Annotated in this window: 21 protein-coding genes; 18 read left to right on the top strand and 3 right to left on the bottom strand. The window is 69.8% G+C overall.

The genetic code is table 11. The features are described from left to right. Positions 1-924 (bottom strand): hypothetical protein, encoded by a 924-nt coding sequence (locus ACIUM1_RS04525; RefSeq protein WP_406816076.1) that lies wholly within the window; start codon positions 922-924, stop codon positions 1-3. 117 nt (positions 925-1041) lie between these two features. Here ACIUM1_RS04525 and ACIUM1_RS04520 point away from each other — a divergent pair, with 117 nt between their 5' ends. Both ACIUM1_RS04520 and ACIUM1_RS04515 read left to right on the top strand, forming a co-directional pair. After that, entirely contained in the window at positions 1042-2403 is a 1362-nt protein-coding gene (locus ACIUM1_RS04520; RefSeq protein ID WP_406816075.1) for a replication-associated recombination protein A, read from the top strand. Next, entirely contained in the window at positions 2400-2735 is a 336-nt protein-coding gene (locus ACIUM1_RS04515; protein ID WP_406816074.1) for a hypothetical protein, read from the top strand. The genes ACIUM1_RS04520 and ACIUM1_RS04515 overlap by 4 nt, the downstream gene beginning before the upstream one ends. A gap of 6 nt (positions 2736-2741) precedes the next feature. On the opposite strand, the gene ACIUM1_RS04510 is transcribed toward ACIUM1_RS04515, so the two are convergent. Further along, positions 2742-3365: a hypothetical protein gene (locus ACIUM1_RS04510; protein WP_406816073.1), complete on the bottom strand. Its 624-nt coding sequence runs from the start codon at positions 3363-3365 to the stop codon at positions 2742-2744. Positions 3366-3540: 175 nt separating this feature from the next. Between ACIUM1_RS04510 and ACIUM1_RS04505 the strand changes: the two genes are divergently transcribed. From ACIUM1_RS04505 to aroQ, 11 genes are all read left to right on the top strand, one after another. After that, on the top strand, positions 3541-3930 hold the full coding sequence (locus ACIUM1_RS04505) for a secondary thiamine-phosphate synthase enzyme YjbQ (protein ID WP_406817527.1): 390 nt from the start codon (positions 3541-3543) through the stop codon (positions 3928-3930). 130 nt (positions 3931-4060) lie between these two features. Beyond that, positions 4061-6763 carry an alanine--tRNA ligase gene (gene alaS / locus ACIUM1_RS04500; protein WP_406816072.1) on the top strand — a complete coding sequence of 901 codons (2703 nt, stop codon included), beginning with the start codon at positions 4061-4063 and terminating at the stop codon, positions 6761-6763. Continuing rightward, entirely contained in the window at positions 6764-7270 is a 507-nt protein-coding gene (ruvX, locus tag ACIUM1_RS04495; protein ID WP_406816071.1) for a Holliday junction resolvase RuvX, read from the top strand. Next, the gene (gene mltG, locus ACIUM1_RS04490) at positions 7263-8510 is read left to right on the top strand and encodes an endolytic transglycosylase MltG (protein WP_406816070.1); all 1248 of its coding nucleotides are present in this window, start codon (positions 7263-7265) and stop codon (positions 8508-8510) included. Before ruvX ends, mltG begins: the two co-directional genes overlap by 8 nt. Then, positions 8485-9315 (top strand): shikimate dehydrogenase, encoded by an 831-nt coding sequence (locus tag ACIUM1_RS04485; RefSeq protein ID WP_406816069.1) that lies wholly within the window; start codon positions 8485-8487, stop codon positions 9313-9315. The genes mltG and ACIUM1_RS04485 overlap by 26 nt, the downstream gene beginning before the upstream one ends. Positions 9316-9325: 10 nt before the next feature. Further along, positions 9326-9754, top strand: coding sequence for a prepilin peptidase (locus ACIUM1_RS04480; protein WP_406816068.1), 429 nt, complete (start codon positions 9326-9328; stop codon positions 9752-9754). 102 nt (positions 9755-9856) lie between these two features. Next, on the top strand, positions 9857-11065 hold the full coding sequence (locus tag ACIUM1_RS04475; RefSeq protein WP_406816067.1) for an acyl-CoA dehydrogenase: 1209 nt from the start codon (positions 9857-9859) through the stop codon (positions 11063-11065). Positions 11066-11144: 79 nt separating this feature from the next. Beyond that, entirely contained in the window at positions 11145-12350 is a 1206-nt protein-coding gene (gene aroC, locus ACIUM1_RS04470) for a chorismate synthase (RefSeq protein WP_406816066.1), read from the top strand. Further along, entirely contained in the window at positions 12350-12874 is a 525-nt protein-coding gene (locus ACIUM1_RS04465) for a shikimate kinase (protein WP_406816065.1), read from the top strand. Before aroC ends, ACIUM1_RS04465 begins: the two co-directional genes overlap by 1 nt. Then, positions 12871-13962 (top strand): 3-dehydroquinate synthase, encoded by a 1092-nt coding sequence (aroB, locus tag ACIUM1_RS04460; protein WP_406816064.1) that lies wholly within the window; start codon positions 12871-12873, stop codon positions 13960-13962. Before ACIUM1_RS04465 ends, aroB begins: the two co-directional genes overlap by 4 nt. Beyond that, positions 13959-14405, top strand: a complete 447-nt coding sequence (gene aroQ / locus ACIUM1_RS04455; RefSeq protein WP_406816063.1) for a type II 3-dehydroquinate dehydratase — start codon at positions 13959-13961, stop codon at positions 14403-14405. Before aroB ends, aroQ begins: the two co-directional genes overlap by 4 nt. Here the strand turns inward: aroQ and ACIUM1_RS04450 are convergent. After that, positions 14402-15124 carry a B-4DMT family transporter gene (locus tag ACIUM1_RS04450; protein WP_406816062.1) on the bottom strand — a complete coding sequence of 241 codons (723 nt, stop codon included), beginning with the start codon at positions 15122-15124 and terminating at the stop codon, positions 14402-14404. The genes aroQ and ACIUM1_RS04450 overlap by 4 nt on opposite strands. Positions 15125-15157: 33 nt before the next feature. On the opposite strand from ACIUM1_RS04450, the gene ACIUM1_RS04445 reads away from it, so the two are divergent. The 5 genes from ACIUM1_RS04445 to ACIUM1_RS04425 all read left to right on the top strand — a co-directional run bounded on the left by ACIUM1_RS04445 (position 15158) and on the right by ACIUM1_RS04425 (position 20823). After that, complete coding sequence (locus tag ACIUM1_RS04445) at positions 15158-16267, top strand: M24 family metallopeptidase (RefSeq protein ID WP_406816061.1); 1110 nt, start codon at positions 15158-15160, stop codon at positions 16265-16267. A gap of 140 nt (positions 16268-16407) precedes the next feature. Beyond that, the gene (efp, locus tag ACIUM1_RS04440; protein WP_406816060.1) at positions 16408-16971 is read left to right on the top strand and encodes an elongation factor P; all 564 of its coding nucleotides are present in this window, start codon (positions 16408-16410) and stop codon (positions 16969-16971) included. Further along, the gene (gene nusB, locus ACIUM1_RS04435) at positions 16968-17477 is read left to right on the top strand and encodes a transcription antitermination factor NusB (protein WP_406816059.1); all 510 of its coding nucleotides are present in this window, start codon (positions 16968-16970) and stop codon (positions 17475-17477) included. The genes efp and nusB overlap by 4 nt, the downstream gene beginning before the upstream one ends. Beyond that, positions 17474-17863 (top strand): antitermination protein NusB, encoded by a 390-nt coding sequence (locus ACIUM1_RS04430; protein ID WP_406816058.1) that lies wholly within the window; start codon positions 17474-17476, stop codon positions 17861-17863. Before nusB ends, ACIUM1_RS04430 begins: the two co-directional genes overlap by 4 nt. Before the next feature lie 95 nt (positions 17864-17958). Next, positions 17959-20823, top strand: a complete 2865-nt coding sequence (locus ACIUM1_RS04425) for an aminotransferase class I/II-fold pyridoxal phosphate-dependent enzyme (RefSeq protein WP_406816057.1) — start codon at positions 17959-17961, stop codon at positions 20821-20823. The last annotated feature ends 56 nt before the right edge of the window (positions 20824-20879 follow it).

Below are 20879 nucleotides of genomic sequence, written 5' to 3'. Positions count from 1 at the left end.
CTAGGCCGATGCGGGCCCCGGAGGTGTGCCGGGTGGCGGGCCGGCCTGGTATCCGGCCTGCTGCGGCGCCGCGACGTGTCCGCCGGAAAGCTTGCGGTAGGCGTAGGTCAGGATCAGCGCGCCCAAAGGAGCCGCCAGCAGGGCGCCGAGGCCGCACGTCACCAGGCTGACGAAGGCGGCGGCCAGCATCACCAGCCACACCAGCAGTGCGTTGGCGAAGTTGGAGCCGACGAGCGAAAAGCTGGAAGTGAAACCTTTGATCGCCGACTCCGAACGGTCGACCACGAACAGGATGGTGAACTGCACGAACAGGCTCAGGATGAGGCCGGGGACGATGCAGAGGGAAAGGCCGATCGAGGTGAGGATGCCGACCAGCAGCGCGGCCAGGAACGCCATGCCGAAGTTGCGCGGCTTGAAGAACGAGCCGATGGTCACCGGGCGTCCGTCGGCCAGATCCAGGCACCCGGAGAGGAAACCGGCGTGGGCGAACGCGGACACCAGGTACCCGAGCAGGTAGCCGAGGATGAGCAGCGCCAGCCCCGTGCCATTGAGGTCCGCCGTGAAGGTGAGGTAGTCGTCATCGGAGCCGCTCGTCGTGCCCAGGTTTTGGCTGAGGCCGATCAGGGTGGAGGCGACGCCGATCAGCACCACATAGGCCAAGGCCGAAACCACAAGCGCCACAGCGTTTTTGGTGAACGTGCTCCAGGCCCACCCGAACGCGTCGCCGATGCTGAACTGGGGCCGGGGCGGGGGGCCGTAGCCGGGCGGGGGTCCGTAGCCGGGAGGCGGCGCGCCATAGCCCGGGGGCGGCCCGTAACCGGGGGGAGGAAGAGGTGTGCCATACCCGGGCGGCGGAGGGTAGCCGGGAGGGTTACCGCCGTGAGGGTCTGCCGGGATGCCTGGATACTCGGGAGGTTGGCTCATGTCCGTCCTTGCTGTCGCGCGGGACTCGGCAAACGCCGAACTTAGCAAAGATGCGGACCCGGCGCGCGGTTGCCGGACGGCGCGCCCGGGCGGGCGCGGGCGTCCGTCCCTCGTGGTATGCCTGAAACCGTGTCCGACGGTCTGTTTGACCTCCCCGGTGCGCCGCAGCCGACCGATCACGGGCTGGGCGTGTCGGCCGGTGCGCCCCTGGCGGTCCGGATGCGTCCGGCGTCGCTGGACGAGGTGGTCGGGCAGGACCATCTGCTCGCGCCCGGATCTCCGCTGCGCCGCCTGGTCGAGGGTTCCGGCGTGGCGTCCGCCATCCTGTACGGGCCGCCCGGCAGTGGCAAGACAACGCTGGCGGCACTGATCTCGCAGGCGACCGGCCGCCGTTTCGAGGCGCTGTCGGCCTTGTCGGCCGGCGTCAAAGACGTTCGGGCGGTGATCGACACCGCCCGCCGGGCGCTGCTGTCCGGTGAGCAGACGGTGCTGTTCATCGACGAGGTGCACCGGTTCTCCAAGACCCAGCAGGACGCGCTGCTGTCCGCGGTGGAGAACCGGGTGGTGCTGCTGGTGGCGGCGACCACGGAGAACCCCAGCTTCTCCGTGGTCGCGCCGCTGTTGTCCCGCTCGCTGATCCTGCAGTTGCGGCCGCTGAGCGCCGACGACATCCGCACCGTGGTACAGCGCGCGATCGACGACCCGCGCGGGCTGGGCGGGCAGATCACAGTCGCGCCCGAGGCCGTCGACCTGCTGGTGCGGCTGGCCGCCGGCGACGCCCGCCGCGCGTTGACGGCGTTGGAGGTCGCGGCCGAAGCGGTGGACCACGGCGGCGAGCTGACCGTCGCCGCCGTGGAGCAGTCCCTGGACGAGGCGGCGGTGCGCTACGACCGGGACGGCGATCAGCATTACGACGTCATCAGCGCCTTCATCAAGTCGGTCCGCGGCTCCGACGTCGACGCCGCGCTGCACTATCTGGCCCGCATGCTGGTCGCTGGCGAGGACCCGCGGTTCGTCGCGCGCCGGCTGATGATCCTGGCCAGTGAGGACATCGGCATGGCCGACCCGGTCGCGCTGCAGGTGGCGGTCGCGGCCGCGCAGACCGTCGCGCTGATCGGCATGCCCGAGGCGCAGCTCACCCTGGCGCACTGCACGATCTATCTGGCCACCGCGCCGAAGTCGAATGCGGTCACCACGGCGCTGGGCGCGGCGATGGCCGACATCAGGGCCGGCAAAGCCGGCCTGGTGCCGCCCCATCTGCGTGACGGTCACTATTCGGGTGCGGCCGGGCTGGGCAATGCGCAGGGCTACAAGTACTCGCATGACCACCCCGATGGCGTTGTCGGGCAACAATATCCACCGGACGAGCTGGTGGGGGTCGACTATTACCGGCCCACCGGCCGCGGCGGCGAACGCGAGATGGGCGGCCGGCTGGACCGGTTGCGCGCGATCATCCGCAACAAGAGGGGACGGTCATGAAAGTCTTCACCGACGAAGAGATGGGCCAGCTGCTGCCCACCGCCAAGCCCTACAGCGTCGTGATCCTCACCCGGGGTCCGCGGTTCGGCGATGAGTCGTCGGTGGGCGTGATCTGGGAGCACGGCCGGCGCAATTTCGGGCTGCGCGACGACGGCGTGCTCGCGGTGGTTCTTCCGGTCAGCGACGAATCCGACGTGTGCGGCATCGGGGTGTTCGCGGCGACGGTCGACGAGACCACCGACATCATGAAAGACGACCCCGGGGTGGCGGCGGGCGTGTTCACCTATGAGGTGCACGCCTGCCGCGGATTTCCGGGAGACGCGCTGCCCTGACCCGCGCTAGACGAGCTCGGGCACCCGTAGGTGGGCGATCGCCAGCTCGAACTCGGCCACGTCGATCACCTCGGCGCCCAGCTCGCGGACGCGCCTGCTGCGCGGTTCGCTGGCCCGGTCGCGGTTGCGGGCCATCGCCTCCATCGAGTCGAACGTCGAGCAGGTGACGGCGCGGCGGCAGGCGGGGTAATCGACCATCAGGCTGGCGCTGCAGAAGCCGTCGAGCTCCTCCAACTCGGGCAGCACCGCCATCCGGTAGAAGTCCAGCGACCGGCCGAGCTGATCCGGCACCACTTTGAGCCAGGTGGCGCGCACGCAGGCGCCGGGGCGGGAGGGGTGGTCGCGGTGCAGCAGCGGGATGTCCCATTCCTCGACGCGCGCGCTGCCGTCGAACATCAGCGCGGCCCGGTCACGGATGGGCGCGACCCGTTCGGCGCTGCCGCGCATCGCCTCCACGGTCTCCCACGAGCTGGTGATGATGCAGGTGCCGGATTGCCGGTCAACCAACAGCGACAACCCCACACACCCGTCGATCTCGGTGAGGGCGGGCATGACGACATCGCGAACGTGCGCAATTCCGATGTCGACCGACAGGGGTTGCGCCTGGATGGTGGTGGAGCGTGCGTACACGATCGACCCCTTTCGTGTCGGGGCTTGTATCCGATGGGCTCCGGTGGCGCCACCGGTCCCACCCGTTACCTTCCTCCTGCCGGTTACCCGCCGCAATGGCCAATTGTGGCCGCGCTCACATCGGATTGGCTGGTCGTGAGGCCGGCGCCGTAGGCTGGTCCGGATGCATACCGATGTGCTGGACGTGGACACGTCGCGCCGCCGCATCGTCGATTTGACCGAGGCGGTGCGCGGGTTCTGCTGGTCGCGCGGGGACGGCCTGTGCAACGTGTTCGTGCCGCACGCCACCGCGGGGGTGGCGATCATCGAGACGGGTGCCGGTTCCGACGACGACCTGGTGGACACGCTGGAACGGCTGCTGCCGCGCGACGATCGCTACCGGCATTCGCACGGCTCGCCGGGCCATGGCGCCGACCATGTGCTGCCGGCGCTCGTCGCGCCGTCGGTGACGGTTCCGGTGTCGGCCGGTGAACCGATGCTGGGGACGTGGCAAAGCATCGTCCTGGTGGACCTGAACCGGGACAACCCGCAACGCTCGGTCCGGCTGAGCTTTCTGGAGGGTTAGCGGCCCGGTGCCCGGCGCACCGGGGCAGGTACTGTGAGCGGTCGAAATGCGTCGCGGGACGGGCTCGCCAGGCCCCGGCGAATAGGCTGGAGCCAGACGTCGAAGTAACAGGAAGAAGCGGACTCCGAAAGTGCAGACACACGAGATCAGGAAGCGGTTTCTTGATCATTTCGTGAAGGCGGGCCACACCGAGGTGCCGAGCGCATCGGTGATCCTCGACGACCCCAACCTGCTGTTCGTCAACGCGGGCATGGTGCAGTTCGTGCCGTACTTCCTGGGCGCTCGCACCCCCGAGTACTCGACCGCCACCAGCATCCAGAAGTGCATCCGCACCCCGGATATCGACGAGGTCGGCATCACCACCCGGCACAACACGTTTTTCCAGATGGCCGGCAACTTCTCCTTCGGCGACTACTTCAAGCGTCGCGCCATCGAGCTGGCCTGGACCCTGCTGACCAACGACGTCGAGCAGGGTGGTTACGGCTTGGATCCCGAACGCATCTGGACGACGGTCTTTTTCGACGATGACGAGGCCGTGCGGCTGTGGCAGGAGATCGCCGGGCTGCCCGAGGATCGCATCCAGCGCCGCGGCATGGAGGACAACTACTGGTCGATGGGCATCCCCGGCCCGTGCGGCCCGTCCTCGGAGATCTATTACGACCGCGGGCCGGAATTCGGCGTCGAGGGCGGCCCGATCGCCAACGAGGACCGCTATATCGAGATCTGGAATCTCGTGTTCATGCAGAACGAACGCGGCGAGGGCACCGGCAAAGCCGACTTCGAGATCCTTGGACCGTTGCCCCGCAAGAACATTGACACCGGCATGGGCGTGGAGCGGGTCGCCTTCATCCTGCAGGGCGTGCACAACGTCTACGAGACCGACCTGCTGCGGCCGGTCATCGACACCGCCGCCGCGCGGGCGCCGCGCGGATATGACGTGGGCAACCACGACGACGACGTGCGCTACCGGGTCATCGCCGACCACAGCCGCACCGCGGCCATCCTGATCGGCGACGGCGTCACCCCCGGCAACGACGGCCGTGGCTATGTGCTGCGCCGGCTGCTGCGCAGGGTGATCCGCTCGGCCCGGCTGCTCGACATCGAGGGTCCCATCGTCGGTGACCTGATGGCCACGGTGCGCGATGCGATGGGCCCCTCGTACCCGGAGCTGGTCGCCGACTTCGATCGGATCCGGCGCATCGCCGTCGCCGAGGAGACCGCGTTCAATCGCACACTGGCGGCCGGCTCGAAGTTGTTCGACGAAGTGGCCGGAAACACCAAAGCCTCTGGTGCGAAGGCGATTTCGGGTTCAGACGCCTTCACCCTGCACGACACCTACGGATTCCCGATCGAGCTCACGCTGGAGATGGCGTCCGAGGCCGGCCTGCGCGTGGACGAGGTGGGCTTCCGGGAACTGATGGCCGAGCAGCGCCGCCGCGCCAAAGCCGACGCCGCCGCGCGCAAGCACGCGCACGCCGACCTGACCGCCTATCGGGAACTGGTCGACGCCGGCCCCACCGAGTTCACCGGTTTCGACGAATTAACGTCCGAGGCAACGATTCTGGGCATATTCGTGGACGGCAAGCGGGTTCCGGTGGTCACCCACGGCGCCGAGGGGGCCGATCGCGTCGAGCTGGTGCTGGACCGCACGCCGCTGTACGCCGAGGCCGGCGGACAGATCGCCGACGAGGGCACCATCAGCGGGACGGGCGCCGGACAGAGCGCCCGCGCCGCGGTCACCGACGTGCAGAAGATCGCCAAAACCCTGTGGGTGCACCGGGTCAACGTCGAGTCCGGTGAGTTCGTGGAGGGCGACACCGTGGTCGCGGCCGTCGACCCAAAGTGGCGCCGGGGTGCCACCCAGGGTCACTCGGGCACCCACATGGTGCACGCGGCGCTACGACAGGTGCTGGGGCCCAACGCGGTTCAGGCCGGGTCGCTGAACCGCCCGGGCTACCTGCGGTTCGACTTCAACTGGCAGGGACCGCTGTCCGAGGACCAGCGCACCCAGGTCGAAGAGGTGACCAACCAGGCCGTGCAGGCCGACTTCGAGGTGCACACGTTCACCGAGCAGCTGGAGAAGGCCAAGGCGATGGGCGCGATGGCCATGTTCGGCGAGGCCTACCCCGACGAGGTCCGGGTGGTCGAAATCGGTGGCCCGTTCTCGCTGGAACTCTGCGGCGGAACCCACGTGCACAACTCGGCCCAGATCGGACCGGTGACCATCCTGGGCGAATCCTCGGTCGGTTCCGGGGTGCGCCGGGTGGAGGCCTACGTCGGGCTGGACTCGTTCCGGCACCTGGCCAAGGAACGCGCGCTGATGGCGGGGCTGGCGTCGTCGCTGAAGGTGCCGTCCGACGAGGTGCCCGCCCGGGTGGCCAACCTGGTCGAGCGGCTCAAGGCGGCGGAGAAGGAACTCGAACGCGCCAGGCTGGCCGGCGCGCGGGCCGCCGCGACCAACGCCGCGGCCGGCGCGGAGCGTATCGGTAACGTCCGGGTGGTGGCGCAGCGGATGTCCGGCGGGATGACGGCGGGCGACCTGCGCTCTCTGGTCGGCGACATTCGCGGCAAGCTGGGCAGCGATCCCGCGGTGGTGGCGCTGATCGCCGAGGGCGAGGGCGGGTCGGTGCCGTACGCCGTCGCCGCCAATCCGGCCGCCCAGGATCTGGGGCTTCGCGCCAACGACCTGGTCAAGCAGCTGGCCGCGACGGTCGACGGCCGCGGCGGCGGCAAGGCGGACCTGGCACAGGGCTCCGGCAAGAATCCGGCCGGCATCGACGCGGCGCTCGACGCGGTACGTTCCGAGATCGCGGTGATAGCGCGGGTCGATTGAGTGGTCTCCACACAGCATCGCTTGCCTGACCGGCCCGGCGACCCCCACCAGGACCCGGGCCGGGGACGACGGCTCGGCATCGACGTGGGCAGCGTCCGCATCGGGGTGGCCTGCAGCGACCCCGACGCCATCCTGGCCACCCCGGTGGAGACGGTGCGCCGCGACCGCAACGGCAAGCATCTGCGGCGGCTGGCCGCGCTGGTCGCCGAACTCGAGGCCGTCGAGGTGGTCGTCGGGTTGCCGCGCACGCTGGCCGATCGCACCGGTCCGTCGGCGGTCGATGCGATCGAGGTGGCGGACGCGTTGGCGCAACGTATCGCGCCCACTCCGGTGCGGCTGGCCGACGAGCGGTTGACCACCGTGGCCGCGCAGCGATCGCTACGCGCGGCCGGGATGCGGGCCAAGGAGCAGCGTGCGGTGATCGACCAAGCGGCGGCGGTGGCGATCCTGCAGAGTTGGCTGGATCAACGCCGGGCCGCGGTGGCGGGGGAGCGCAGCGATGGTTGACAGCGCACGGTGGGAACGGGCCGAGCCCGAGGCGGTGGGTGCGCCGTCCCGGCGCCGGTCGAGCCGCGTCTCCCGGAAAAAGGCCGAGCGGGGCCGTCGGCGGCGCTTCGCCGGAAAGGTCGCGTTCGCGGTCCTGGTCGTGGTGGTCCTCGCCGGCGTCTTCGTGGGCGGCAAACTGTGGCACACGCTGTTCGGGCTCGACGACGATTTCAGCGGTGGTGGCAAGCGGGACCTGGTGATTCAGGTGCAGGCCGGGGACTCGACCACCAACATCGGCGAGACCCTGCAAAAAGAGCAGGTCATCAAGACGGTCCGGGCGTTCGTCAACGCCGCGCACGGCAACAGCGCCATCAACTCGATCCAGCCCGGCTTCTACCGGATGCGCACCGAAATCCCGGCGGCCAACGCCGTCGCGCGGCTGACCGACCCGAAAAGCCGGGTGGGCCGGCTGGTCATCCCGGAGGGCCGCCAGCTCGACGACACCACCGACATGAAGACCAACGTGGTGACGCCGGGCATCCTGACGCTCATCTCGCGTGCCACCTGCGTGAATCTCGACGGCGACACGCACTGCGTCGCGGTGCAGGACCTGCGCGCGGCGGCGACGAACAGTTCCGCCCTGGCGTTGGCGGTGCCGCCGTGGGCCACCGAACCCGTCGGCGAGCTCGGCAAGGACCACCGGCGGATCGAGGGCCTGATCGCCCCGGGCACCTTCAACATCGACCCGTCCGCGTCGCCGGAGAGCATCCTGGCCACCCTGATCGGGGCCGGGGCCGAGGAGTACGTGAAATCCGGGCTGGTGGACACCGCCCAGGCCATGGGTCTGTCGCCCTACGACATCCTGGTGGTGGCGTCGCTGGTGCAGCAGGAATCCAACTCACAGGACTTCGCCAAGGTCGCACAGGTGATCTACAACCGCCTGCACGCCCACCACACGCTCGAGTTCGACTCCACGGTCAACTATCCGCTGGACCGCCGGGAGGTGGCCACCAGCGACGCTGACCGGGCCCAGAAGACGCCGTGGAACACCTACGTGTCGCAGGGGTTGCCGGCCACCGCGATCTGTTCACCCGGCATCGACGCGCTAAACGCCGCCGAGCACCCGCAGCCCGGTGACTGGCTGTACTTCGTCACCATCGACGCCCAGGGCACCACCCTGTTCACCCGCGACTATCAACAACATCTGGCCAACATCGAGCTGGCTAAGCGCAACGGTGTCCTCGACAGCACGCCCCGCTAGCGAGGCCGCCCGAAAGGCGGCCGTGCTCGGCAAGCCGATCGCGCACTCGAAGTCCCCGCAACTGCACCTGGCGGCCTACCGTGCGCTGGGCCTGGCCGACTGGACCTACGACCGGATCGAATGCGACGCCGAGCAGCTGCCCGGCGTGGTCGGCGGCTTCGGCCCCGAATGGGTCGGGGTGTCGGTGACCATGCCCGGTAAGTTCGCCGCCCTGCGGTTCGCCGACGAGCGCACCGACCGTGCGCGGCGGGTGGGGTCGGCCAACACCCTGGTGCGCACCCCGACGGGGTGGCGGGCCGACAACACCGACATCGACGGGGTGACGGGGGCTCTCGGCCACGCCTCGGGATGGGCGCTGGTCTGTGGATCGGGCGGCACCGCGCCGGCCGCCGTCGCCGGGCTGGCCCAACTGGGCGTCGCCGGCATCACCGTGGTGGCCCGCAGTCCCGACAAGGCGGCGCGGTTGCTGGAGCTGGGCGATGGACTGGGCGTGCCGACCCGGTTCTGCGAACTGGACGGCGGCGGGCTGGCCGACGAGGTGGCGGGCGCCGAGGTGCTGGTCAGCACCATCCCGGCGGCCGTCGCCGCACGCTACGCCGGCACCTTCGGACGCATCGGGGTATTGCTGGACGCCGTCTACGACCCGTGGCCCACACCGCTGGCCGCCGCGGTCAGCGCCGCCGGCGGCCGGGTGGTCAGCGGCCTGCAGATGCTGCTGCACCAGGCCTTCGCGCAGGTGGAGCAGTTCACCGGGCTGCCCGCCCCGCGCGAGGCCATGACTTGCGCGGTGGCCCCGCCGGATTAGCCTGCCGCGCATGCGGATTGCGGCGGCGGCTGCGGTGCTGGCCTGGTTGGCGGCGTTGAGTTGGGGTGACATCCGGGACCGCCGGCTGCCAAACACGCTGACCCTGACCGGGGCCGCGGCGGTCCTGGGAGCCGCGACGCTGGCCGGGCGCGGATCGGCGGCGCTGGCCGGAACCGTGGCCCTGACCGCGATCTACCTTGCGGTGCACTGGGTGGCGCCGGGCGGGATGGGCGGTGGTGACGTCAAGCTGGCCCTCGGATTGGGCGCGCTGACCGGTTGCTTCGGTGTCGGTGCGTGGTTTCTGGCGGCGTTGGGCGCGCCGCTGCTGACCGCGGCGCTCGGGGCGCTCGCGATGGCGCGGGGCGCCGGCGGCGCGGTGCCGCATGGGCCGTCGATGTGTCTGGCCAGCGCGGCGGGCATCGCGCTGACGCTGCTGTGACGGCTTCAGGTCGGGACGGCGGCAAGGTGCACGGGCGGCCGTAAAATTCAGGACGCAGCAAACCGTTGCCGGAAGTGTCCGCCCCTGACAGCCTTGCGTCCCATGCCCGTTGGATCCCACCAGCACGCGACAGTAGATCCGGCGGGGACCGACGGCGTGCTCGCCGACATCGCCGCCGACTATCGCCAGCGGTTGGCCGGCGGCGGCACCGAGCCGCCCCTGCTCGGCCTCAAACTCGTCCGGGACCGGCGGTGGGGCGCGGTGCGATTGGCCCGCGAACACGGCGGCGCCGGCTACTCGGTGCCCCAATTCTTCGACCACCTCATCGCGCTCGCCGCCGCCGACCCCGACCTGGCCCACATCCTGCGGATCCACTACGCGCTCGTCGAGGAGCTACAGGTCTCGCCCCGGCCGCCGGGCAGCGACCGGTGGATCGCGGTGGTCGCCGGGGGTGGGCTGATCGGCGGCGCCAACGCCGAAAAAAGCCAGAAGTCGGTGGGCGGCAACGATCGTGACACCAGGCTGGTGGCCACCGGCGACGGGCTGCGGCTGCGCGGCCGGAAGTTCTACAGCACCGGCGCACAGTTCTCCGACTATCTGCGCATCACCGCGCAGGACGACGACAACACCCCGACCGCCGTGGTGATCCCGGTGGACCGGACCGGCGTCGAGCACCTCGACGACTGGGACGGCATCGGACAGCGTCAAACCGGCAGCGGCACAACGGTATTCAACGACGTCGCGGTTGCGCCCGACGAAGTGTTCCCGTTGCCCGACACCATCGGGGTCAACCGCGCCCGGGGCGCGCTGATGCAGCTCTACCTGCACGCGATCGCCGCCGGCATCCTGCGGGCCCTGACCGCCGACGCCGCGGCGCTGCTGCGCGGGCGGGGTCGCACCTACACCTTCGCCAGCGGTGAGGAGCCCACCGCGGATCCGCAGCTGCTGCAGATCGTCGGCGAGATCGACGCGGTGGCCTACACCGCGCAGGCGCTGGTGCACAGCGCGGCTGCCGAACTCGCGCCCGCGCTGCAGGCGGCGCGCGACACCGGGATCGATCCCGCGCTGGAAACCAGGTCGTCGATCGCGGCGGCCCGCGTCAAGGTCGCGCTCCAGGAGCCCGCGCTGCGGGCGGCGTCGCGCGTCTTCGACGTCGGCGGCGCGTCGGCCGTGCAGGCGTCGGCGCTGTTGGACCGGCACTGGCGCAACCTGCGCACGCTGTTCTCGCACAACCCGACCGTCTACAAGGCGCGGGTGCTCGGCGATGTCGCCGTCAACGGTGCGGACCTGCCGCAGAGCAGTTTCTTCTGACAAGCGCCGCGCGCGGACCTGATACCGCCGCGGACTGCGCGAATCGGCTTTCGGAAGTCGACATGGGAAGATGGGACCCGTGTTGCGTTGGATCACTGCTGGGGAGTCGCATGGCCGCGCGCTGGTGGCCGTGCTCGAAGGCATGGTCGCCGGTGTGGAGATCACCTCCCTCGACATTTCGGAACAGTTGGCCCGTCGGCGCCTCGGGTACGGTCGCGGCGCCCGGATGGCGTTCGAGCGTGACGCGGTGAGCGTGCTGGCCGGGGTGCGTCACGGCGTCACCCTGGGCGGGCCCATCGCCGTCGAGATCGGCAATACCGAATGGCCGAAGTGGGAGACCGTGATGGCGCCCGACCCGGTCGACCCGGGGGAGCTGGCGGACAGCGCGCGCAACGCGCCGCTGACCCGGCCGCGGCCCGGGCACGCCGACTACGCGGGCATGCTCAAGTACGGCTTCGACGACGCCCGGCCGGTGCTGGAGCGGGCCAGCGCCCGCGAGACGGCGGCGCGCGTCGCGGCCGCCACCATCGCCCGCTCGTTCCTGCGTCAGGCGCTCGGCGTCGAGGTGCTCTCGCACGTCATCGCGATCGGCCCGTCGGCGCCCTACGACGGCCCGCCGCCCGGGCCGGGCGACCTGCCCGCGATCGACGCCAGCCCGGTGCGCGCCTTCGGCAAGGCCGCCGAGGAGGCGATGATCGCCGAGATCGAGGCCGCCAAGAAGGACGGCGACACGCTCGGCGGTGTGGTCGAGGTGGTGGTCCTGGGCCTGCCCGTCGGGCTGGGCTCGTTCACCAGCGGAGACAATCGGCTGGACAGCCAGCTCGCGGCCGCCGTCATGGGCATCCAGGCGATCAAGGGCGTCGAGATCGGCGACGGCTTCGAGACGGCACGCCGCCGCGGTAGCCGCGCCCACGACGAGATGTATCCCGGCCCCGACGGGGTGGTCCGCTCGACCAACCGCGCCGGCGGGCTGGAAGGCGGCATGACCAACGGCCAGCCGCTGCGGGTTCGCGCCGCGATGAAGCCCATTTCCACCGTGCCGCGGGCGTTGGCCACCGTCGACATGGCGACCGGCGACGAGGCCGTCGCCATCCACCAGCGCTCCGACGTGTGCGCGGTGCCCGCCGCCGGCGTGGTGGTCGAGGCCATGGTGGCGCTGGTGCTGGCCCGCGCGGCGCTGCAGAAGTTCGGTGGCGATTCGCTGGCCGAAACGCGTCGCAACGTCGAGGCCTACCGGCGGGCGGTCGCCGAGCGGGAGGCGCCGGCCGCCCGGGGTACCGCGTAATGGCGCCCAAAGCCGTCCTGGTGGGCCTGCCGGGATCGGGCAAGTCCACCATCGGCCGCCGGCTGGCCAAGGCGCTCGGGGTCGATTTCCTGGACACCGATGTGGCCATCGAGCAGCGCACCGGGCGCCGCATCGCCGACATCTTCGCCACCGACGGCGAGGCGGAATTTCGCCGCATCGAGGAAGAGGTGGTGCGCGCCGCGCTGGGCGACCACGACGGCGTGGTGTCGCTCGGGGGCGGCGCGGTCACCACTGCAGGGGTCCGCGAGGCGCTCGCCGGTCACACCGTCATCTACCTGGAGATCAGTGCCACCGAGGGTGTGCGGCGCACCGGCGGCAACACCGTGCGTCCGCTGCTGGCCGGGCCCGATCGCGCCGACAAGTACCGCGCGCTGATGGCCGAACGCAGCCCGCTGTACCGGCGGGCGGCCACCATGCGCGTCGACACCAACCGGCGCAACCCCGGCGCGGTGGTGCGCTACATCGTGTCGCGGTTGCAGGCGCCCGCCGGGGCCGCCACATGACGCGCCCGGACGATCCGGTCACCATCGAGGTGGCCGTCGCTCCGCCGTACCCGGTGATCATCGGTACCGGCTTGCTGGGTGAGCTGGACGAACTTCTCGGCGGTCGGCACAAGGTGGCCATCGTCCACCAACCGGTGCTGACCGAGACCGCCGAGGTGATCCGGAGCCGGTTGGCGGACAAGGGCATTGACGCACACCGCATCGAAATCCCGGACGCCGAGGAGGGCAAGGACCTTCCGGTGGTGGGGTTCCTGTGGGAAGTGTTGGGCCGCATCGGGATCGGGCGCAAAGACGCGTTGGTCAGCCTCGGCGGCGGCGCGGCCACCGACGTCGCCGGATTCGCGGCGGCCACCTGGCTGCGCGGCGTCGACATCGTGCACGTGCCCACCACGTTGCTCGGCATGGTCGACGCGGCCGTCGGCGGCAAGACCGGGATCAACACCGACGCGGGCAAGAACCTGGTCGGGTCGTTCCACCAGCCGCACGCCGTCTTGGTCGACCTCGACACGCTGCAGACCTTGCCGCACAACGAACTCGTCGCGGGGATGGCCGAAATCGTCAAGGCGGGATTCATCGCCGATCCGATGATCCTCGACCTCATCGAGGCCGACCCGCAGGCCGCGGTGGACCCGTCGGGTGACGTGCTGGCGGAGCTGGTCCGCCGCGCGATCGCGGTCAAGGCGGAGGTGGTGGCCGCCGACGAGAAAGAGTCGGAGCTGCGCGAAATCCTCAACTACGGACACACGTTGGGTCACGCGATCGAGCGTCGCGAGCGCTACCAGTGGCGGCACGGCGCCGCGGTGTCGGTCGGCCTGGTCTTCGCCGCCGAACTGGCCCGGCTGGCCGGCCGGCTCGACGATGCCACCGCGCAGCGGCACCGCACCATCCTGTCCGCGCTCGGCCTGCCGGTCAGCTACGACGCCGATGCGTTGCCGCAGTTGCTGGAATACATGGCCGGAGACAAGAAGTCACGGGCCGGGGTGCTGCGGTTCGTCGTCCTCGACGGACTGGCCAAACCGGGCCGGTTGGCCGGCCCCGACCCGTCGCTGTTGGCGGCGGCCTATGCCGGGCTCGCGGAGGCTTCATGACCACGACGGTGCACGTCATCAACGGCGCCAACCTGGGCCGGCTGGGCCGCCGCGAGCCCGACGTGTACGGCGACACGACGCACGAGCAGCTGGCGGCGCTGATCGAACGGGAAGCCGACGCGCTCGGTCTCAAAGCCGTTGTGCGACAAAGCGATAGCGAAGCCGAACTGCTGGACTGGATCCATTCGGCGGCCGACGCGGGGGAACCGGTGATCCTCAACGCCGGCGGCCTCACCCACACATCGGTGGCGCTGCGCGACGCGTGCGCCGAGTTGAGTGCACCCCTGATCGAAGTGCACATCTCCAATGTGCATGCGCGCGAAGAATTTCGGCGCCACTCGTACCTCAGTCCGGTCGCGACCGGGGTGATCGTGGGGCTGGGGGTGCAGGGCTACCTGCTCGCCCTGCGCTATCTCGCCGGGAAGCCTGGAGCCGACAGCTAGCCCCTGTCGCGCTCGTCGCCCGGCTTGGTGTGCTCTGCATCGTCGCCGCCGCGGGTGCGGATCACCTCGGTCTTCGGGTCGTCCTCGTGCTGGGCGATGGTTTCGGTCGGCGAGTCGGTGGTGGCCGCCGTCTCGGTCGGTGCCTCGCGCTCGGCCGTGGCGACCGCCGACGTCCGCGGCTCGGCATGGGCGCCGGAAGCCTGCGCGGGAATCTCGCCGGTGGGCGCATCGTCGGCACGCACCGCGGAGAACACGTCGGTGTCGGCGCGCTCGTCGTCGGTGCCGGGCCGGCGCGCCGGCGGATTGCGGTCCACCCGCCAGCGCCCGATGGTCACGCCGATGATTGCGGGCAGGAAGACGCACAGCGCGGTGAAGGCCGCGAACGTCGTCACCTCGTTGAGCAGCCCACCGGTGTACAGGCCGCTGTACACGATGGCGATCAGCCAGGAGACGAGCCCGCTGAGCACACCGGCCACCAGGCCGGCCAGCAGCCAGGTCATTGCCAGGTCGCCGCGGCGATCCGGGTCGGGGTTGGCGATGGCGTCGGCCCGCCCGTCCAGCACCCCCCAGATGACCACGCCGATGATGAACAGAATCAGCAGCGTCACGCTGAACAGCCCGGCGTTTGTCTGCCACGCGTTGATCAGTGCACCTTGGAACAATCGGACCACGACCATCGCCACGGCGTAGACCAATCCGCGCAGCATCCAGTTACTCATGGCCCAAAAGCGTAGCGAGTACCGTCAAGACCTGTGACACATTCACAGCGTCGAGACAAACTCAGAACGCGACTTGAGGCCGGCGGGTTGGATGCGCTGCTGGTCACCGACCTGGTGAACGTCCGTTACCTGTCCGGTTTTACCGGGTCCAACGGCGCGTTGCTGGTGTTCGCCGACGATCGCGACCCCGTGTTGGCCACCGATGGCCGGTACCGAACCCAGGCCGCCGAGCAGGCACCGGACCTGGAGGTCGCCATCGAGCGGGCCCTGGGGCGCTACCTGGCCGCGCGGGCCGCCGACGCCGGCGCGCAGAAGCTGGGCTTCGAAAGCAACGTCGTGACTGTCGACGGATTCGACGCCCTGACTCGCGAGCTGGACGAGCGGAAGGCGCACACCGAGCTGGTCAAGGCAGCCGGAACCGTCGAGGCGTTGCGTGAGGTCAAGGACGCCGGCGAGGTGGCGTTGCTGCGGCTGGCGTGCGAGGCGGCCGATGCGGCGCTGACCGATCTGGTGGCGCGTGGCGGCCTGCGGCCCGGCCGGACCGAACGCGAGGTCAGCCGCGAGCTGGAGGCCCTGATGCTCGACCACGGCGCCGACGCGATCTCGTTCGAGACCATCGTGGCGGCCGGGGCGAATTCGGCGATCCCGCATCACCGCCCCACCGACGCGGCGCTGGCCAGCGGCGATTTCGTCAAGATCGACTTCGGTGCGCTGGTCGGCGGTTACCACTCCGACATGACGCGCACGTTCGTGCTCGGCAAGGCGGCCGACTGGCAGCTGGAGATCTACCAGCTGGTCGCGGACTCGCAGCGGGCCGGCCGGGAGGCGCTGCACGCCGGCGCCGACCTGCGCGGGGTGGATGCCGCGGCTCGCCAGGTGATCGCCGACGCCGGCTACGGCGAGCAGTTCAGCCACAGCCTGGGCCACGGCGTGGGCCTGGAGATCCACGAAGCACCGGGTATCGGCGCCACGTCCACCGGCACGTTGCTGGCCGAATCCGTGGTCACCGTGGAACCCGGCGTGTACCTGCCCGGCCGGGGCGGCGTGCGCATCGAGGACACGTTGGTGGTGACGGAAGAGGCGGCCGGCAAGCCGCCGGAATTGCTCACCAAGTTTTCCAAGGAGCTGGCCGTCCTGACCTAGCGTCGCGCCTGCGATCGGCACCGGCCGAACCACAGCACCCCGGCCCGCCGGGGCCGGCCGCGGAGCGCTCTAAACTGGCCGACAAGTTATAGACAGTTCGCGCAGACGACTGTCCAACGTCCGAGGAGATATACCGAACCGTGGCAAGCACTGCCGATTTCAAGAACGGACTGGTGCTGGTGATCGACGGCCAGCTGTGGCAGATCGTCGAGTTCCAGCACGTCAAACCGGGCAAGGGCCCGGCCTTCGTGCGGACCAAGCTGAAGAACGTGCTCTCCGGCAAGGTCGTCGACAAGACATACAACGCCGGCGTCAAGGTGGAGACCGCCACCGTCGACCGGCGCGACACCACCTACCTGTACCGCGACGGATCGGACTTCGTGTTCATGGACAGCCAGGACTACGAGCAGCACCCGCTGCCCGAGTCGCTGGTCGGCGACGCCGCCCGGTTCCTGCTGGAGGGCCTGCCGGTACAGGTGGCGTTCCACAACGGGGCGCCGCTGTACATCGAGCTGCCGGTGTCGGTGGAGATGGAGGTCACCCACACCGAGCCGGGCCTGCAGGGCGATCGGTCCAGCGCCGGCACCAAGCCGGCCACCGTGGAGACGGGAGCCGAGATCCAGGTGCCGCTGTTCATCAACACCGGCGACAAGCTGAAGGTGGACACGCGCGACGGCAGCTACTTGGGGCGCATCAACGCGTGAGCAAACCCGTCCGGGGACGCCATCACGCCCGCAAACGCGCCGTCGACCTGTTGTTCGAAGCCGAGGCCCGCGGGCTGACCCCGGCGCAGCTGGTCGACGTCCGGACCGGGCTCGCCGAGACGAACCCCGAAGTCGCGCCCCTGCAGCCGTATACGGCCGCGGCGGCCAGGGGGGTGGGCGAACACGCCGCGCACATCGACGACCTGATCAGCTCGCATCTGCAGGGCTGGACGCTGGACCGGCTGCCCGCCGTGGACCGCGCGATCCTGCGGGTCGCGGTATGGGAGCTGCTGTACGCCGACGACGTGCCGGAGCCGGTCGCCGTCGACGAGGCCGTCCAACTGGCCAAGGAGCTGTCCACCGACGACTCGCCGGGCTTCGTCAACGGGGTGCTCGGCCACGTCATGCTGGTGACGCCGCAGATCAGGGCAGCCGCCCAGGCGGTCGGAAACTCGGTGGGTTCCGACACCGCCGGCACACCGGAGGACCCCGGGCCCCAGCCATGACCCGGCTGGAGCTGCGCCTGCTCGTGGCGGCCGTCCTGGCCGCCACAGTGGTGGTGGGTGCGGTGATCTGCGCCGCATTTCGCCTGACCATCGTCGCCTCGGTGCTCTCGATCTACGCGCTGGGTGTGGGCGCCTGGCTGTATCACTGCGTCGAACGGGTGGCCGTCGCCCGTCGCATCCGCACGGTGCGCTCGGCGGCCAAGCCGCTGCAGCCGCTGCTGCCGGTGATGGCCGCCATCATGGGGCTCACGCAGGGCGTGGTGCGCTCGCTCAGCGATGTCACCGAGCTGCCGGCCCGTCGCTGGGAGCTGCCCATGTTGCGCTGGGCGGACAGCACCCGGGGTAATCGGCGCGTGGTGGACGGCGATGACGAAGCGGGCCACTGATCGGGCTGAGGTGAAACGCCCACGGGCATGGCGCAGCGGGTTCACAATACGAGCGGCACGTCAGCGGCGGCGATCCGAGAAGAACAGGTGAGGCCATGAATCGATACAGCAACCAGCCGCGGCGACTCCGAGTGTCCGCACTGGCGGCCGTGGCCAACCCGTCGTACGCGCGGATCGACACCTGGAACCTGCTCGACGACGCCTGCCGTCACCTCGCCGAGGTCGATCTGGCCGGACTGGACAAAACCCACGACGTGGCGCGGGTGAAGCGCCTGATGGACCGCATCGCCGCCTACGAGCGGTACTGGCTGTACCCCGGCGCGGCGAATCTGGCGGTCTTCCGCGCCCACCTGGAGAGCCTGTCCACGGTGCGGCTCACCGAAGAGGTCTCCCTGGCCGTGCGGTTGCTCAGCGAATATGGCGACCGCGCAGGGCTTTTCGACACGTCGGCGCCGCTGGATGACCAGGAGCTGGTGGCCCAGGCCAAGCAGCAGCACTTCTACACCGTGCTGCTGGCCGACGACGCCCCGAGCTCGGCGCCGGACAGCCTGGCCGAGTGCCTGCGCGCGCTGCGGTCGCCGTCCGACGACGTGCAATTCGAGATCCTGGTGGTTCCCAGCGTCGAGGACGCCATCACCGCGGTGGCGCTGAACGGGGAGATCCAGGCCGCGATCATCCGCGACGACCTGCCGCTCCGGTCCCGCGACCGGCTGCCGCTGATGAACACGCTGCTCGGGCCCAACGAGGATGCGGGCGACGGCATTCCGGACCGCGCCAACTACTGGGTGGAGTGCGGCGAGTGGATCAGGGAGCTGCGGCCCCACATCGACCTGTATCTGCTGACCGACGAGTCGATCGCGGCCGGTGACGACACCGAACCCGACGTCTACGATCGGACGTTCTACCGGCTCAACGACGTCACCGACCTGCACAGCACGGTGCTCGCCGGGCTGCGGAACCGTTATGCCACACCATTTTTCGACGCGCTGCGGGCGTATGCGGCGGCGCCGGTCGGCCAATTCCACGCCCTGCCGGTCGCGCGCGGCGCCAGCATCTTCAACTCCCGGTCGCTGCAGGACATGGGGGAGTTCTACGGCCGCAACATCTTCATGGCCGAAACCTCCACCACCTCCGGCGGCCTGGACTCGCTGCTCGACCCGCACGGCAACATCAAGAAGGCGATGGACAAGGCCGCCAAGACGTGGAACGCCGACCACACCTACTTCGTCACCAACGGGACGTCGACCGCCAACAAGATCGTGGTGCAGTCGCTGACCCGGCCGGGCGACATCGTGCTGATCGACCGCAACTGCCACAAGTCGCACCACTATGGGCTGGTGCTGGCGGGCGCCTACCCGCTGTACCTGGACGCGTATCCGCTGCCGCAGTTCGCGATTTACGGCGCGGTGTCGCTGCGCACCATCAAGCAGACGCTGCTGGACCTGGAGGCGTCCGGGCAGCTGGACCGGGTCCGCATGCTGCTGCTGACCAACTGCACCTTCGACGGCGTGGTCTACAACCCGCTGCAGGTCATGCAGGAGGTGCTGGCCATCAAGCCGGACGTCTGCTTCCTGTGGGACGAGGCCTGGTACGCGTTCGCCACGGCCGTGCCGTGGGCCCGGCAGCGGACCGCGATGGTGTCCGCCGAGCGTCTCGAGCAGATGCTGGCGTCGCCGGAATACGCTGAGGAATACCGGAAATGGGCCGCGTCCATGGCGGGAGTGGACCGGTCGGAGTGGATCGAGCGTGAGCTGATGCCCGACCCGGCGGCCGCGCGCGTCCGCGTCTACGCCACGCACTCCACGCACAAGTCGCTGTCGGCGCTGCGGCAGGCGTCGATGATCCACGTGCGCGACCAGGATTTCAACGCGCTCACCCGGGATTCGTTCGGTGAGGCGTTTCTGACCCACACCTCGACGTCGCCGAACCAGCAACTGCTGGCGTCGCTGGATCTGGCGCGCCGGCAGGTCGACATCGAAGGCTTTCAACTGGTCCGGCAGGTCTACGACATGGCGCTGGTCTTCCGGCATCGGGTGCGCAAAGACCGGCTGATCAGCAAGTGGTTCCGCATCCTCGACGAATCCGATTTGGTGCCAGAGGAGTTCCGGGAGTCCTCGGTGAGCTCCTATCGCCAGGTCAGGCAGGGGGCGCTGGCCGAGTGGAACGAGGCGTGGCGCTCCGACCAGTTCGTGCTGGACGCGACGCGGGCGACCTTGTTCGTCGGCGCGACCGGGATGAACGGCTACGACTTCCGCGAGAAGATCCTGATGGAGCGATTCGGCATCCAGATCAACAAGACGTCGATCAACAGCGTGCTGTTGATCTTCACCATCGGCGTCACCTGGTCGAGCGTGCACTACCTGCTCGACGTGTTGCGAAGGGTGGCAACCGATTTCGACCGCGCCGAGAAGGCGGCCAGCGTCGCCGACCGGGCGCTGCAGCAGCGCCACGTCGAGGAGATCACCGAGGATCTGCCGCATCTGCCCGACTTCAGCGAATTCGACGTCGCGTTCCGGCCCGTCGACGAGTGCAAGTTCGGTGACATGCGGTCGGCGTTCTACGCCGGATACGAGGAGTCCGATCGCGAACACGTGCTGATCGGCATGGCCGGGCGACGACTGGCCGAGGGCAAGACCCTGGTGTCGACCACCTTCGTGGTGCCCTACCCGCCGGGGTTCCCGGTGCTGGTGCCGGGTCAGGTGGTCTCCAAGGAGATCGTCTACTTCCTGGCCCAGCTCGACGTCAAGGAAATCCACGGCTACAACCCGGATCTCGGGTTGTCGGTCTTCACCGAGACGGCGCTGGCGCGGATGGAGGCGCAACGCACCGCCGCGATGGCGGCGGTGGGTTCGGTGACCGCGACGTTCGAGCTGCCGGCGGACGCGTCCGGAACGAACGGCGGGCGCAACAACGGCGCCAACGACACCCCGGCCGTGCCGTCGGTCGCCGACAGCAGCTGAGCATGCGGAGCTCGGTGCTTTCAGCGGAGGCCGCCGGCCTGCAGAATCAAAGGCGT

The organism is Mycobacterium sp. M23085 (assembly GCF_045343915.1).
GTDB lineage: Bacteria > Actinomycetota > Actinomycetes > Mycobacteriales > Mycobacteriaceae > Mycobacterium.
Note: the sequence above shows the minus strand (reverse complement) of the source record. Positions and strands in the feature narration are given on the sequence as shown.

What these genes read in the sequence shown, in the direction of transcription:
- ACIUM1_RS04525 (WP_406816076.1), bottom strand. Translation starts at nt 924, where the DNA reads ATGAGCCAACCTCCCGAGTATCCAGGCATCCCGGCAGACCCTCACGGC.
- ACIUM1_RS04520 (WP_406816075.1), top strand. Translation starts at nt 1,042, where the DNA reads ATGCCTGAAACCGTGTCCGACGGTCTGTTTGACCTCCCCGGTGCGCCG.
- ACIUM1_RS04515 (WP_406816074.1), top strand. Translation starts at nt 2,400, where the DNA reads ATGAAAGTCTTCACCGACGAAGAGATGGGCCAGCTGCTGCCCACCGCC.
- mltG (WP_406816070.1), top strand. Translation starts at nt 7,263, where the DNA reads ATGGTTGACAGCGCACGGTGGGAACGGGCCGAGCCCGAGGCGGTGGGT.
- ACIUM1_RS04480 (WP_406816068.1), top strand. Translation starts at nt 9,326, where the DNA reads ATGCGGATTGCGGCGGCGGCTGCGGTGCTGGCCTGGTTGGCGGCGTTG.
- ACIUM1_RS04475 (WP_406816067.1), top strand. Translation starts at nt 9,857, where the DNA reads ATGCCCGTTGGATCCCACCAGCACGCGACAGTAGATCCGGCGGGGACC.
- ACIUM1_RS04465 (WP_406816065.1), top strand. Translation starts at nt 12,350, where the DNA reads ATGGCGCCCAAAGCCGTCCTGGTGGGCCTGCCGGGATCGGGCAAGTCC.
- aroB (WP_406816064.1), top strand. Translation starts at nt 12,871, where the DNA reads ATGACGCGCCCGGACGATCCGGTCACCATCGAGGTGGCCGTCGCTCCG.
- aroQ (WP_406816063.1), top strand. Translation starts at nt 13,959, where the DNA reads ATGACCACGACGGTGCACGTCATCAACGGCGCCAACCTGGGCCGGCTG.
- ACIUM1_RS04450 (WP_406816062.1), bottom strand. Translation starts at nt 15,124, where the DNA reads ATGAGTAACTGGATGCTGCGCGGATTGGTCTACGCCGTGGCGATGGTC.
- ACIUM1_RS04430 (WP_406816058.1), top strand. Translation starts at nt 17,474, where the DNA reads ATGACCCGGCTGGAGCTGCGCCTGCTCGTGGCGGCCGTCCTGGCCGCC.
- ACIUM1_RS04425 (WP_406816057.1), top strand. Translation starts at nt 17,959, where the DNA reads ATGAATCGATACAGCAACCAGCCGCGGCGACTCCGAGTGTCCGCACTG.